General features: G+C 56.5%; 11 protein-coding genes and 1 pseudogene. 2 read left to right on the top strand and 10 right to left on the bottom strand.

Translation table 11 applies throughout. The annotated features are described in order from the left end of the window. Window positions 1-430: 430 nt before the first annotated feature. The 3 genes and pseudogenes from P9250_RS00295 to P9250_RS00285 form a co-directional block, all read right to left on the bottom strand. Window positions 431-1,236, bottom strand: a pseudogene (locus P9250_RS00295) (citryl-CoA lyase). Between the two features lie 72 nt (window positions 1,237-1,308). Continuing rightward, the gene (locus tag P9250_RS00290) at window positions 1,309-1,734 is read right to left on the bottom strand and encodes a PaaI family thioesterase (protein WP_310390628.1); all 426 of its coding nucleotides are present in this window, start codon (window positions 1,732-1,734) and stop codon (window positions 1,309-1,311) included. A 95-nt stretch (window positions 1,735-1,829) separates the two neighbouring features. Beyond that, window positions 1,830-2,729: a LysR family transcriptional regulator gene (locus P9250_RS00285; RefSeq protein ID WP_310390627.1), complete on the bottom strand. Its 900-nt coding sequence runs from the start codon at window positions 2,727-2,729 to the stop codon at window positions 1,830-1,832. A 96-nt stretch (window positions 2,730-2,825) separates the two neighbouring features. Here P9250_RS00285 and glaH point away from each other — a divergent pair, with 96 nt between their 5' ends. Together glaH and lhgO are read left to right on the top strand one after the other, a co-directional pair. Continuing rightward, on the top strand, window positions 2,826-3,746 hold the full coding sequence (gene glaH, locus P9250_RS00280; protein WP_310390626.1) for a glutarate dioxygenase GlaH: 921 nt from the start codon (window positions 2,826-2,828) through the stop codon (window positions 3,744-3,746). Further along, on the top strand, window positions 3,743-4,993 hold the full coding sequence (lhgO, locus tag P9250_RS00275) for an L-2-hydroxyglutarate oxidase (protein ID WP_310390625.1): 1,251 nt from the start codon (window positions 3,743-3,745) through the stop codon (window positions 4,991-4,993). Before glaH ends, lhgO begins: the two co-directional genes overlap by 4 nt. A gap of 71 nt (window positions 4,994-5,064) precedes the next feature. On the opposite strand, the gene pcaF is transcribed toward lhgO, so the two are convergent. From pcaF to P9250_RS00240, 7 genes are all read right to left on the bottom strand, one after another. Then, a complete protein-coding gene (gene pcaF / locus P9250_RS00270; protein ID WP_310390624.1) occupies window positions 5,065-6,273 on the bottom strand; it encodes a 3-oxoadipyl-CoA thiolase in 1,209 nt (402 codons plus the stop codon). 49 nt (window positions 6,274-6,322) lie between these two features. Continuing rightward, window positions 6,323-8,392 carry an enoyl-CoA hydratase-related protein gene (locus P9250_RS00265; RefSeq protein ID WP_310390623.1) on the bottom strand — a complete coding sequence of 690 codons (2,070 nt, stop codon included), beginning with the start codon at window positions 8,390-8,392 and terminating at the stop codon, window positions 6,323-6,325. A 69-nt stretch (window positions 8,393-8,461) separates the two neighbouring features. After that, a complete protein-coding gene (locus P9250_RS00260; protein ID WP_310390622.1) occupies window positions 8,462-8,866 on the bottom strand; it encodes a MaoC family dehydratase in 405 nt (134 codons plus the stop codon). Beyond that, the gene (locus tag P9250_RS00255) at window positions 8,863-9,408 is read right to left on the bottom strand and encodes a MaoC family dehydratase N-terminal domain-containing protein (RefSeq protein ID WP_310390621.1); all 546 of its coding nucleotides are present in this window, start codon (window positions 9,406-9,408) and stop codon (window positions 8,863-8,865) included. Before P9250_RS00255 ends, P9250_RS00260 begins: the two co-directional genes overlap by 4 nt. Beyond that, on the bottom strand, window positions 9,408-10,745 hold the full coding sequence (locus tag P9250_RS00250) for an MFS transporter (RefSeq protein ID WP_310390620.1): 1,338 nt from the start codon (window positions 10,743-10,745) through the stop codon (window positions 9,408-9,410). Before P9250_RS00250 ends, P9250_RS00255 begins: the two co-directional genes overlap by 1 nt. A gap of 162 nt (window positions 10,746-10,907) precedes the next feature. Next, window positions 10,908-12,098: a CoA transferase gene (locus tag P9250_RS00245; RefSeq protein ID WP_310390619.1), complete on the bottom strand. Its 1,191-nt coding sequence runs from the start codon at window positions 12,096-12,098 to the stop codon at window positions 10,908-10,910. Next, window positions 12,098-13,168 (bottom strand): hypothetical protein, encoded by a 1,071-nt coding sequence (locus P9250_RS00240; RefSeq protein ID WP_310390618.1) that lies wholly within the window; start codon window positions 13,166-13,168, stop codon window positions 12,098-12,100. Before P9250_RS00240 ends, P9250_RS00245 begins: the two co-directional genes overlap by 1 nt. Window positions 13,169-13,173: the final 5 nt, after the last annotated feature.

Here is a 13,173-nt window from a genome sequence, read left to right as displayed (position 1 = left end):
ACGCGGACCACACCGTTGGGCGAGAGCGACTAAGAAAGCTCTGGCCAAATGCATGGGTGAACTTGGTCTTTGTTGAGAGCGGTATCAATCGGGCAATCGGCTCACTGATGGAGAAAAACAGCGTACAGAGCAGCAACGATGAAATGATTCTTTTGAATCTCGCTTGTCTTTTAAGAGTCTTTCTCAAACCCAAACAGACTCCACTTTCGCTTGATGAGCTGAAAACATACGTCTCTAAGGTTAGACGATGCTTTCTCAGTACGAGTCGAGACAGTAATTGCTTTCATCAAGATTGTGCCAGTTATTGGGTCGACGAAAAATTCGAGGAAATTGTCTCGGAATATGTCCCGTCTCACGCGCCGGCTTCGCCCCAGGCGTGTGCCGGTAGCACATGAACCTCGAACTCACGCTCGACGCGGCGTAGAACCCCCTAACGCTCGTTGACAAATTTATTAGGAACGCTGCCCTCGTAGACTGCTTTAATTTCCGCCTGATACGAAAGCGCGAATCCGATTGCCTGACTAAGCTCTTCGGTTAGATGGCCTATGAGTCCTGCCGTGCGAGCGAGAATGGGGACGCCCTTGAGCGCAGATAGAGGAAAGCAGACGCCGAGCAACACCGCAGGGATTGCTGCAGAAACGTTGAGCATGAGCGGCTTTCCGACCACACCGGGTATCACGGACTCAATTGCCTCCGCGATGCGAACGTACTCAAGGTTCGCGCCTACCTTTTCAGCTACCTCGAAAAGCGCAGACACGCGTGGGTCCCGAACCTTATGCAGAGGGTGCCCGTAACCAGGAATGATTCGTTGTCGGCCCGATACTCTTTCAGCACTTCAGCGGCCGAGGCGGCGATGTCCCCACTTGTGCTTGCACGGAGCCTGACCTCAGCGAGCATCTGGCCGCAAGTTTCCGAGGCTTCCAAGATAACGGAACCGCAGCCCAGAATGCCCGCAGCAACAGCACCTTGGTAAGCTTCTGGCGCGGCCGCCAGCGTCATCCGACTTGCTTGCACACTCGGCGTCAAGCCGTGCTCGGCAATTGCCACCAGTGTTGCATCCAAGACCGCGGTTGCTCCGGGCGACGGGAGTTCGCCAGTGATCAGCAAATAGAAGTAGTCCGTGAACGATACCTTTCCGATGAGTTCTTTCGAAAGGTTGCGCACACGAACAATGATGGTTTCAGAGTTTGCAGTAGAGATGATTGTGCGAGGAATGCTTTCTTTACCAATCTGCATGCTTGTCTCCGTTTCATTTCGTTTGTTCGCGGCGTTGTGATAGCAACTCGAAAGGCGTCGCCCGCGTGGAGCCTACGTCGTTCCGTGATTCACGCTTCCCCCCGCTCGGACGGCGAAGATAGCCGTTGCCTGAAATACGTCTACTCCGTCTACTTTCAGACTGCAGGTCGCGTAGACAAGATTGCGTCCATGTTTGTCGATATGCGTGTGCGCTTCCAGCCAGGCCCCGTCGGTCACGGGTTTGAGAAACGAGAGTGACATCTGTGCGGTGACCACAGGGACGTTTAAGCGAGTGACCAAAGCATTTCCCATTGCGCAGTCCGCCAGCGTCGCCAGCAAACCACCGTGAGCAATCGCATGCATATTGGTGTGGTCGACCCCAAGCCGCAAAGCAAGTACTTGGTCGGACTCACGGTAGTAGAACGTGCCAAACTCTGCGATACGGCGAATGTACTGACTTGCCGGGCGCCACGGCTTGAAATCGGAAGAATATGTCATCGATTGCGTTCCTAGAGTGTGTTGGCTTAAATATCATTGGCAGCTAAGTCATCCCTCAGTTCGGCGACGTCTCCACCGTACTTATCGAAAATTTCTCAAGGCGTCCGATCAAACTGCGTGACGGCGGTCTTGATGAACTCTTTCACAGAGGGAGCGGCCTCGCGAGTTCTGTAGGCGAGAGCAAGCTCCACCTCATCGTCGTAGTCCTGGATCGAGCGAAAAACGACATCCGGAGGCGCCAAGGACTTCATGGACTGCGGGACCAAGACAACGCCATAGCCTGCCGCTGCCATGCTCAAAGCGGTAATGAAGTCGGCGACGCGGTGACGCGGGACGGCATCGAACCCTCCACATCGACCCAAGCTCGAAAGATTTTCGGCAAAACCCTCGCTTTCGCTAAATTGAGGCACGATGAACGCCTCGTCTCGCAATTGACAAGCTTTTATCGTTGATGAGGACGCGAGCTCGTGCCCATCCGCGACTGCAATCATCAACTGCTCACGCATGAGCACAGTCGCCGCAACGCCATCTGGATACTGAGAGCGAGACCTCAGCAAACCAATATCCAAACGTCCGTCGTGGAGCCCTTCGAGTTGTCGAGGGGTCTCCATCAGGTTGATGTTCATTTCGACTTGAGCATGCCCCCGGCGATACGCTTTAAGCAGCGTTGGCAGAACCCCGGTAGAGACGGCTGAACCGACATAGCCCAGCGACAGGTTCCCCACCTCCCCTCGAGCTGCCAATCGGCCAACCGCCTCCGCCCTCTCTAGCTGGCGAATCGCAAGAGTTGCCTCTTGAAGAAACACTGCACCGGCGTCCGTCAGGCTGACGGCTGAGCGCTTGTTGCGGTTGAGTAGCCGCACACCTAGGTCGGACTCAAGCTTTTTGATGTTGTCGCTTAATACCGACTGCGCGATATCGAGTCTGTCAGCAGTTCGCGCGAAATGCAGGTCTTCTGCAAGAGCGACAAAGGCCCTCAACTGGCGACTGTCCATTTGTTCGGTTTCTCAGATTAAAAAACATGGTTTTGCTGGTTTATTTGAACACGTGGGTGACGTGAAATATCGACGCAACCAAACATGGAGTGAAAGATGAACGCACCTACCGAAGCAAAGCTCGCTCATCAACTTTTCAGCGTCAATCCGCATCCGCAGCACGACCGCCTGCGGAAGATTGAACTCAGCGAAGACGCTATCGACGGCTTCCTCGAGGCCGTCAAACACATCGATGTCCAAAACTTGCAATACGTCCCATTCATGCGCTTCATCCTGGGACAGGAACTGGACCGTGCTCTGGGCGGAAACTTTGGTTCGACCATCAGCCAGCTCGCGCAGGACCGTTCCAGCGGCGGCTTTACCGTGGGCGTTCAGGGCGTCACCACAAACAGCGACGACTACGTAAAGTTCGGAACCGCCGTCGGCCACCTTCTGGGACCGAGCAACCATGATGCAATGTCGGGTACCTACTACGCTCGCTTTCTTGTGAAAGACACGGATTCCAGCGACTCCTACCTGCGGCAGGCTTACCGCCTGTTTACACTGCACACCGACGGTACTTATGTCGAGGAAGAGACTCACTGGCTGTTGATGATGAAGTTCGAAGAGAAGAATGCTGTGGGCGGCGAATCGCGACTCATGCACATCGACGACTGGAAGGAGCGTGACGAGTTCGCGCTGGCCCCGATGGGTGCGCTTCCGTTCCAATATAAGTCGCCGGGCTCGAAGAATGTCAGCGCCACGGTTGAGCGTCCGCTGTTCTTCCATTCGAAATTCGGTCTCGCGATGTCTTTCATCGACCAGTTCGTCCAGCCGCGCAACACCACAGAAGCGCGTTTCCTGCACGACATGTCGGCATCGATGGAGCAGTCTCCTGCCACCAAGGAAATCTCCCTTCCGGTGGGTGACCTGGTTGTTGCGAACAACTACTTTTGGCTGCATGGTCGTGCTCCATTCGAGAAGAATCCGGAACTGCATCGCGAACTGATGCGTCAACGCGGCACCTTCGCAGAATGAAAGCGCGTATTCCACTTCGCAACGCAGACGCCGATGTCATCGTCATTGGTGGCGGAATCATCGGCGTGTCCACCGCAATGCAACTGACCGAGTGCTATCCGTGGCTCAAGGTCTTGCTGGTGGAAAAAGAGGACACGTTGGCAGTTCACCAGTCCGGGCATAACAGCGGTGTCATACATGCAGGTGTTTATTACGCACCCGGCAGCCTCAAGGCCGACTTTTGTCGTCGCGGCGCGGCGGCCACCTACGAGTTCTCGCGTCGTCACGATATTCGGTTCGAGCAGTGCGGCAAGCTCATCGTTGCGACGAACGACCTTGAGGTGAAGCGCCTGAAGGACCTGTTCGAGCGATGCAAACAGAACCAGTTGCAGCCCGATTGGCTTCATCAAGCCGACCTGACCATTGAAGAGCCTCGCATCGTTGGCGAGGCCGCTATCCGGGTGGGATCCAGCGGCATTGCGGACTACCCGGAAGTCACCCGAACGATGGCTCGTGTTGCGCAAGAAAACAGTGCGACCATCCTGCTCGGCCAGCGTGTGACCGGAATGAGCGAGGACAATGACGGCGTCACCGTTACCACGGAGAAGGCAGTCTTCCGTGCGAAACACGCCATTGTCTGTGCTGGACTCATGGCCGACAGGCTTGCCAGCATGTGCAAGCTGGATGTTGATTTCCGTATCGTGCCCTTCCGCGGCGAATATTACCGCCTTCCCGAGTCGAAGAACGACATCGTCAAGCACCTCATCTACCCAGTGCCGGACCCGTCGCTTCCGTTCCTGGGGGTGCATTTGACGCGGATGATTGGCGGATATGTGACCGTTGGGCCTAATGCAGTTCTCGCGATGGCACGCGAGGGATACCGTTGGCGCGACGTGAACTTGTCCGACCTGGCCGGGATGGCTGCGTTCGGCGGCTTCTGGAAGATGCTCAAGACCTACGGGCCGTCGGGAATCTCCGAGGTGCGGAACTCTCTTTGGAAAAAGGGCTACCTGGAGCTGTGCAAGAAGTACTGTCCGGAGTTGCGCCTTGAAGACCTCCAACCTTACCCGGCTGGGGTCCGTGCTCAAGCCGTATCGGGAGGCGGGGCGTTGATTCATGACTTCCTAATCAGACCGTCCAAGCGCAGTCTTCACGTGTGCAATGCTCCGTCGCCAGCTGCGACCTCGGCAATCCCAATTGGGGAATATCTGGTCGAGGCTTTTGCTAAGGAGTTTGATTTCGCGCCTGCCTTCGCAGCCGCTCTGTAAATTCGCATTGAACTGCCCTCCGAGGGCGCTATGCCCGCCGGACACCCACGGCGGGCTTTTTTTGCTCTCGCTTAAGTTGCCACTCGCTCGATGGCGATTGCGATGCCTTGGCCGACGCCGATACACATGGTGCAAAGTGCGAACCTACCATCCGTACGCTCAAGCTGATACGTTGCCGTCGTTACCAAGCGTGCGCCACTCATACCCAGCGGGTGGCCCAAAGCAATGGCGCCGCCATTGGGGTTCACCCGCTCGTCATCTGCCTTGAGCCCCAGCATACGAAGCACCGCAATACCCTGAGAAGCGAATGCCTCATTCAGCTCGATAACGTCAAAGTCGGCTATCGTCATTCCGAGACGCGCAAGCAATTTTTGCGTAGCGGGCGCCGGGCCAATTCCCATGATTCGGGGAGATACGCCGGCCGTCGCCATACCAAGGATGCGAGCCCTCGGTTTGAGACCATACCGCTGTGCCGATTCTGCGCTCGCAAGCAGCAAGGCAGCGGCGCCGTCGTTCACGCCGGAGGCATTGCCTGCCGTGACCGAACCATCCGGCTTGACCACACCTTTTAGACGGCTCAGAGCTTCAATACGTGTTTCTCTCGGATGCTCGTCCTTGCTGACGATAACCGGGTCGCCCTTCTTCTGCGCAATCACGACGGGCTCAATCTCTGCATCAAGGACGCCGTCAGCCTGCGCTCGAAGTGCCTTCTCTTGGCTACGCAACGCGAATACATCCTGGTCCTCGCGACTCACATTGAAATCGACCGCCACGTTCTCTGCGGTCTCAGGCATGGAGTCGACACCGTACTGGCTGCGCATCAGAGAGTTCACAAATCGCCAACCGATAGTCGTGTCGTATATTTGTGCGTCCCGAGAGAAAGGTGTCGCGCCCTTCGGAATGACAAACGGCGCACGACTCATGCTCTCAACACCGCCTGCAATCATCAACTCCGCCTCTCCGCATCCAATCGCACGTGCTGCCGTGCCGAGCGCATCCATGCCCGACCCGCACAATCTGTTAATTGTTGCACCTGGAACTGCGTCCGGGAGCGCCGCGAGCAACGCGCTCATGCGAGCAACGTTGCGGTTATCCTCGCCTGCCTGATTCGCGCAGCCATAGATGACATCGTCGACCTTGCTCCAATCAACGTCTGCGTTGCGCTTCATAAGCGCGCGGATTGGAATGGCACCCAGGTCATCGGTTCGAACCGGGGACAAAGCCCCGCCGTATCGTCCGATGGGCGTTCTGATGGCATCGCAAATGAAAACGTCTTTCATGTCTTTTCCTTTCGATTGTTTTTCGCCCTGAGTGACGGGCCATAAAGAATCAGCTGTCTGAATTAAAACCTTCGAAGGTTTGACCGTCCTGCTCAAGTTGAAGCAACAGCTCTGAGGGGGCCCACGCACCGCGTTGCTCCAGCTTGAATTCGTTTAGGTCTTCAATCACCGTTTTGATGCCGTAGTCGTCGGCATAGCGCATCGGACCGCCACGAAAACGCGGAAACCCATATGCTTTGATATGTAGGACGTCGATGTCGGACGGACGCTGTGCCACGGACTCTTCGACGAGCGCTGCACCTTCATTGATGAGCGCAGCAACGCAGCGGCGAACGATGTCATCGTCGGAATACTGCCGAGGATTCGGGTGAGGGCCGGCCGCCTCCTTCTCGAGCATTCTCACGATTTCGCCGTCCTCAATCGGCTTGTTTCTAGCTGCGTAAAGGTAGAACCCGCGCTTCGTGCCAACTCCGCGGAAGCCATTCTTAAGCAAACATTGCCTTGCGTTGCCCGTGCTCAGTTCGATCGTACGGGTTGGGATAACACGTGCGAACTGGTCAACGATGTCGAGTCCCAGCGTGTCCATAAGCCAGAAAGGGCCCATGGCAAAGCCGAACTTTCTCATCGCGGTATCGACTCGATAAGGGGATACGCCATGCTCAACGAGATGTTGAGCGACATTAAGCATGCTCATGAGGGAGCGAACAGCTATCAAGCCAGGTACCGGAGCCGCCAGCACCGGTGTTCGATTCATTTTTTTGGCCATGTTGAACGCTGCTAATACTGCAAGCGGATTTTGTTCGCCAGACCCAACCACTTCAATCACGCTATCGTCTTGACCTGACGCCACGAAATGGAATCCGACGAATCGCTCCGGCAGGTGCGTGATGTCAGCGATCATGGAGTTCGTCGCGATGAATGCCGTTGGATTGCACGTGTCTGCGAATCGTCGTAACGCTTCCTCACCCCAACCAACGGTATCAATGACAAAATCAGCGGAGGTCAAGGTATCAAGATAACGAGAAACGACGAGCCTACCAATGTCATCTGCCCGTCCTGCATCACTCAAAGCTCGATGAAGCTTGGCTTCGATGTCTTGGGAAGAGTCAGTGCTTCCGTCGAACTCGATGAAGGACACTCTTGCGCCCGGCGCCTGAAGCGCGTCCTTGACAAGTCCGATACTGGAATTACTTTGACCGACAATGCCAATATGCCTGCACGACGGCGCTTTAAGGCCATCGAACGTCGGCGCCTTCGTAGTTCGCCGCTCAGAGAAGAATGCATGTACTTGAGCGCCTCGTTGTTCGTTGGCGAGACAGGCATCGAACAAGGCTTGTTCGTTATGCATGCCCAGAGCAAAGGGCTCCGTCACCGCCATCTCAACTGCGTCAACGAGCTTTTCCGCTGCGAATTGCATGTAATGCGTCGTCGTAATCCTCCGACGCGCCTCCGAGACCGCTCTCATTGCATCGGAACGGGCCAGGCCTTGCGCCTCTGATGTTCGACGCGGTCCAGCGCCTTCACCAAGCAACTCGCGGATGAAGGCCAACCCTTCAATCAATACGTCGGGACCACAGACTCGGTCAACGATGCCGGATTCCAGCGCTTCAATCGCCGTTACCTGCCTCGCGGAGAGCATAATGTCCAATGCGCGAGCGGCACCGACAAGTCTCGGTAGACGTTGTGTTCCACCACCGCCCGGAATCGTGCCGAGAAGAATCTCGGGTAGTCCTACGCGCGTGCCCTCAGCGGCGATACGGTAGTGTGAGCCAAGCGCTACTTCGAGCCCTCCGCCTAGTGCGAAGCCGTGAATTGCGGCAACGACCACCTTCCCGGAAGCTTCGATTCGATTGCAGACTTCTCCTGTCCGGATGCTCGCAGCCTGCCCGAATCCGCGTATATCGGCTCCTGCGCAGAACGCTCGACCAGCACCGCGTATCAAGATGCCGACCACTCGAGGGTCCGCATTGGCCATGTCAACAGCGTCGACCAGCCCTTGCCGGATTGGACCGTTCAACGCATTGAGCGGTGGATTAGACATTGTTAAAACGAGAATGCCATCCTTGGAGAGGTCACCTGAAACGGCCTCGCTGTCAATTACGCGCTGAAAGTCCGACAAAATCTTGCTCCAGATTGAAGTGATAAAGCTGTGCTGTTTGACTGCAAAGAAGATACCAACGACCCGGCTCTAGTTCGAAAAGGACGCGAGAGTCGCGCTCCCCACGATGACGCTTTTTCCCTGTGCGTGCGCGCGCACGCTGACCAGCCACTCGTTCTTAGGCATTGCCTCAAGCACCTCGTATTCGATTTCGACCGACATTCCCGCATAGACGGGCGCGGTGAAGCGGGCGTCTAACTTCTTCAACCAAAGCTCATGTCCAAAGGTCTTCGCAATCCCTGAGGCACACAGGCCCATCGAGAGCATCCCGTGGGCAACAACGCCATCCATTCCTCGTGAGGTCGCATACAGATGGTCGAAGTGAAGCGGATTGAAATCACCTGATGCACAGGCGTATTTCACAATGTCGGTCGTGGTTATCTCTGGAAAATACAGCTTCGAGATATCACCGACGCGCAAATTGGGAGCATTCATACTGTGACTGAGGCTAGAGGGATGAAGATGAAGACGCGCTGGTTGGTTACGACTTGCTCCTCCGACTCATCGAAAGCGCGAAGCTCTTGAACGAGAAGCTGAGCCGGCCCGCGCTTTGTGACTGTCTCCTCGACATTGACAAGCGTGAGGTAACAAGAGAGGCTCTCGCCGCACCGCAGCGGCCGCCGATACTCGAAGGTTTGCTGCCTAGCGAGAAGCGCCCCTTCACCTAAACCGACCAGCCATGTTGGAGTGGTGGGCGCGTGGAAAATCATGGGAAACGTCGCGGGCACCACCAGTTGAGACACATCACTGTCTGAGCTGTGATACACAAGGTCATGTCTGATGGCGCGGCAGAACTGTTGGACTGCTGAGGCGTCGACCAAGACATTGAAGGTCTCTGTTTTTGCCCCTCTGAGCGAGTCGGAAACTTTCATCAGTTGCAAATCCATTTTGACGACAAAGCCGACGACAGGATGTACCTGCGTCGGCCTGTACCAATTTTCATGGGCACTCTTGATAAGCCCCGTGAAGAGGGGCATTACGAGACTTTGCGCTCCCGCAGGAGGCTGGCAGGAATGCCAACCAATACTGCGAGACCGCCGAGGACGAGCGCTACCGCCACAACGTACATGCCGGACGACATGGAGCCGGTCGCCGTGCGCACCCAACCGATTACTGCCGGCGCGGACAAACCGCCGAGCTGACCAAGGCTACTGATAAGCGCAATGCCGCCAGCCGCCGCAGTCCCCGAAAGAAAAGCAGTCGGAATAGTCCAGAACAGGGCGGTCACCGAGAGGTAGCCGATGCACATAACCGACAGGTAGGAAATGGATGCAACCCAGCCGGTGCTAATTGCGCCGAGTGCAGTCGTTCCGCCGGCGACGATAAGAGCCGCGATGAAGAAGTGCCAACGGCGTTCGACCATGCGGTCAGAATTCCAGCAGAAGAGCAGCATTCCGATGGCACCAACGAACCACGGCACTGCGGAGAGCACACCCACGTGCCACACGTTGGTGACACCAGCCTGTTTGATGATTGCCGGCCCCCAGAAGTTCAGCACCGAGCCCGCCCAAGGAATCACAAAGTAACCGAACGCGCCGACGTAGACCCGCGGATTCTTGAGCGCCGCCATGAAGCTATGTCCTTTCTCAACTGCCGAACGCGCGTGCGCGTCTGCTGCAAGTTGAGCCAAGACGATTTCCTTCTCGGCGGGCGTCAGCCACTTGGCCTGCGCAGGCTTGTCGCTGAGATAGAAAAACGCCACGATGCCCGCGATTACCGAGGGGAGTCCTTCGAGCAGGAAAAGCCACTGCCACGATTTCAGTCCGTACACGCCGGCCAGGTTGTGGAGAATCCAGCCCGACACGATGCCGCCCACAATGCCCGATACAGCAATGCCGAGGATGAAGCGCGACGTTACTCGTGCACGTCGGCCTGACGGATACCAGTACGTCAGGTAGAGAATCACACCCGGAAGGAACCCGGCCTCTGCACATCCAAGCGCGATACGCGCGATATAGAACTGCATCGGCGTTTGCACGAACATCATGCAAGTAGATATGAACCCCCAGAGAATCATGATTCGAGAAATCGTGATTTTTGCTCCGAAGCGCTGGAGCGCTAGGTTACTCGGAATCTCGAAGATGATGTAGCCGATAAAGAACAGGCCGACACCCAAACCGTACGCCGCCTCACTCAAGCCAATGTCCTTACTGAACTCGAGATGAGCGAAGCTAATGTTCACCCGGTCGATAAACCCCAAAACGTAGCAGAAGAAAAGAAACGGAAGAATTCGAAGATTAAGTTTCCTGTAGGTAGCATGTATTTCCGCGTCGCTGGCGGAATGAATGTTTATATTGGGTGCCGCTGTCTGCATGGTTGTCTCCACCCGAATCGGGTAATCCCAAGGTCCCCGTTGCGTGACCGTTTGACCTTTACGTGTCTCACCTCTGTTCGCATCTTTTAAGAATATGCATAACAAATAGGTGTACTAATGTCTGGCTCGAAAACAGCAGACGCTTTTGACGCCTGCTTACACTTACTGCTTCTTCGCTTCTCCGAACGCGCCCTCGACTTCCAGACTCGAGATTTCGCTTTCAGTAAAACCACTCTCGGAGAGAACCTGTTGCTTATGCTCGCCAATCTGCGGCGGCTTCATACGAAACATGCCCGGCGTGCGGACGAGCTTGACCGGGATGCCTGGACCTCGATAATCCGGTGACTCAAGAACCATTTCACGGTGCGCAGTATGCGGAGCCTTTGCAACGGTTCCGACATCGAGAATTGCCGCTGCGGGCACGCCACGTCGAAGCAACTCTTCACCGAACGACTCGCCTTGAACCTTGCCAAACAAATCCTTCAGTTCCACCTCGAGGTCTGCTCTATTCTCGACGCGCTTTCCATTCGACGCATAGCGCAGGTCATCGGCCAAGGCGGGCGAACCGAGCAGCTGACACAGCAGACGGAACTGGCGGTTGTTGGCGACGGCGACAAAAATCGGAGTGGTAGCGGTTTCGAAAAGGTTATACGGCACGATGTTCGGATGGCCGTTTCCTGCCGGCTTCGGCGTCTTGCCTGACGCAAGGAAGTTCGTCAGATAAGGGTGAGCCATGCTGACCGCACTGTCATAGAGAGCGACGTCTGCCATTTGCCCCTTGCCGGTACGATTGCGGTCTTGAAGCGCCAGCAGCGCGGCAAGAGCCGTGTTCATACCGGTCGTCATATCGACGATAGGCGAGCCGAGACGCACCGGCAGCCTCCCGGGCTCACCATTGATGCTGATGAGGCCCGACATTGCCTGGACGACCGCGTCATATCCCGGCAGCTCACCCAACGGGCCATCATCTCCAAACCCAGTAATGCGGCAATGGACGAGCTTCGGAAGGCGCGCGGTGATGTCAGCAGGATTTTCGATGCCCCACGACCGCAGCGTGCTTGCCTTGAAGTTCTCGATGAGCACGTCGGCGGACTCCAGCAACTTCCAGAAAACCTGACGACCCGATTCCGCGTTCATGTCGAGAACAATCGCGCGCTTGTTCCGGTTCACGGCGTTGAAGTAAGCAGAGCTGTTGTCAACGAACGGCGGTCCGAAGCCGCGACATTCATCGCCCTCAGGCGACTCCACCTTAATAACGTTCGCTCCGTGGTCGGCGAGAATCTGCGCTGCAAACGGACCTGCGAGCACGCGCGACGCATCGATGACCTTGAGTCCTTCGAGTGCTCCCGGCATCAGCGGCTCCCGTTACGAGCAGGCTCGCTAACGAGCCATTCGAAGTGGGTGTTCGTCACGTCTCTCTTGGTTACCGTGAGTGTCAGGCGATGGTTGTGCGCGTCCGCAGCACCTTCGAGCAGGCCGTTCCACGCATCGAATACTGCCGGGTTGATGTCCTTTGCGTTTGCGAAAAGCGACCACGTAGTCTGAGTGATGACAACACCTTCACCGGTTTCCCGAACCGTGACTTCGTCGCTCTGAGCCCGCGCGAGTTTGGTAAGGAAATCCACGAACGAGGCAAGTGACTTATCCTTTGCCACGCCGAGGCGTTCCGCGGCCTCGTGGTAGCACTGCATGCCAACTTGCCGAGCAGACAGACGAAGCAGGCTCACTGCTTCGTACGGACCATAAAGGTCGACAGCCGTCGGCAGCGTGGTGCGGACGTACTCCATCGCGTAGTTCCGGCTTGCCTTCTCCACACGAGCTTGCGGCCAGTCGCTCGTCGGCAGCGTTGGCGCCTTTGCGGGGTCGAAATCAGGTGCGTCTTCATTGCGCAAGAAGCGCAGGCGCTCATGCGGCTCAAGCGGCTTGTCGTACTCGTAGTAGTAGCCCTCGAGGCCCGACTGGCCGTCGGCCGTTTGCTTAGTGCATACGAAGCCCAGACGCGGGTTGCCGAGCGTGACACCGTTTTGCGAATGCCAGCCGAGCACCATCGCAGTCGAGACTTCGGACGGAATTCCGCACAGAGCGGTGCCGGCCCAAATCCAGCGCGGAGGCGTGTAGCGAATCCAGGCCTTGCGGTCGCTCTCGTACATGTACTCGACCGAGACTCCGCCGATGTTGTTGGAGAGGTAGTGGTATTGGGCGGCCTTGACTGCTGCCGGGAGTTTGTCGATGCCCAGCTTTTCCAGTCCCTTCAGGAACCGTTGCTGACGTTGCTTGCAGAAGACCCGATAGACGAGCTCTGCAGCGCTCGAGGTGCCCTTGCGTGTCACGGCGGACAGGACCATGCCCGTGAAGAACGAGTGATACCACTCAGCTACTGCGCGCCAGGACTGGCTAGTTTCTTTGTCAACAACCGTACTCATCGTCA

It is taken from the genome of Caballeronia sp. LP006, from assembly GCF_031450995.1.
In the GTDB taxonomy this organism is placed as follows: Bacteria; Pseudomonadota; Gammaproteobacteria; order Burkholderiales; family Burkholderiaceae; genus Caballeronia.
This window is presented reverse-complemented; position numbering and strand designations above follow the sequence as displayed.

Coding starts and splice junctions, on each gene's coding strand:
- P9250_RS00290 (WP_310390628.1), bottom strand. CDS start 1,734: ATGACATATTCTTCCGATTTCAAGCCGTGGCGCCCGGCAAGTCAGTAC.
- P9250_RS00285 (WP_310390627.1), bottom strand. CDS start 2,729: ATGGACAGTCGCCAGTTGAGGGCCTTTGTCGCTCTTGCAGAAGACCTG.
- glaH (WP_310390626.1), top strand. CDS start 2,826: ATGAACGCACCTACCGAAGCAAAGCTCGCTCATCAACTTTTCAGCGTC.
- lhgO (WP_310390625.1), top strand. CDS start 3,743: ATGAAAGCGCGTATTCCACTTCGCAACGCAGACGCCGATGTCATCGTC.
- pcaF (WP_310390624.1), bottom strand. CDS start 6,273: ATGAAAGACGTTTTCATTTGCGATGCCATCAGAACGCCCATCGGACGA.
- P9250_RS00260 (WP_310390622.1), bottom strand. CDS start 8,866: ATGAATGCTCCCAATTTGCGCGTCGGTGATATCTCGAAGCTGTATTTT.
- P9250_RS00255 (WP_310390621.1), bottom strand. CDS start 9,408: ATGCCCCTCTTCACGGGGCTTATCAAGAGTGCCCATGAAAATTGGTAC.
- P9250_RS00250 (WP_310390620.1), bottom strand. CDS start 10,745: ATGCAGACAGCGGCACCCAATATAAACATTCATTCCGCCAGCGACGCG.
- P9250_RS00245 (WP_310390619.1), bottom strand. CDS start 12,098: ATGCCGGGAGCACTCGAAGGACTCAAGGTCATCGATGCGTCGCGCGTG.
- P9250_RS00240 (WP_310390618.1), bottom strand. CDS start 13,168: ATGAGTACGGTTGTTGACAAAGAAACTAGCCAGTCCTGGCGCGCAGTA.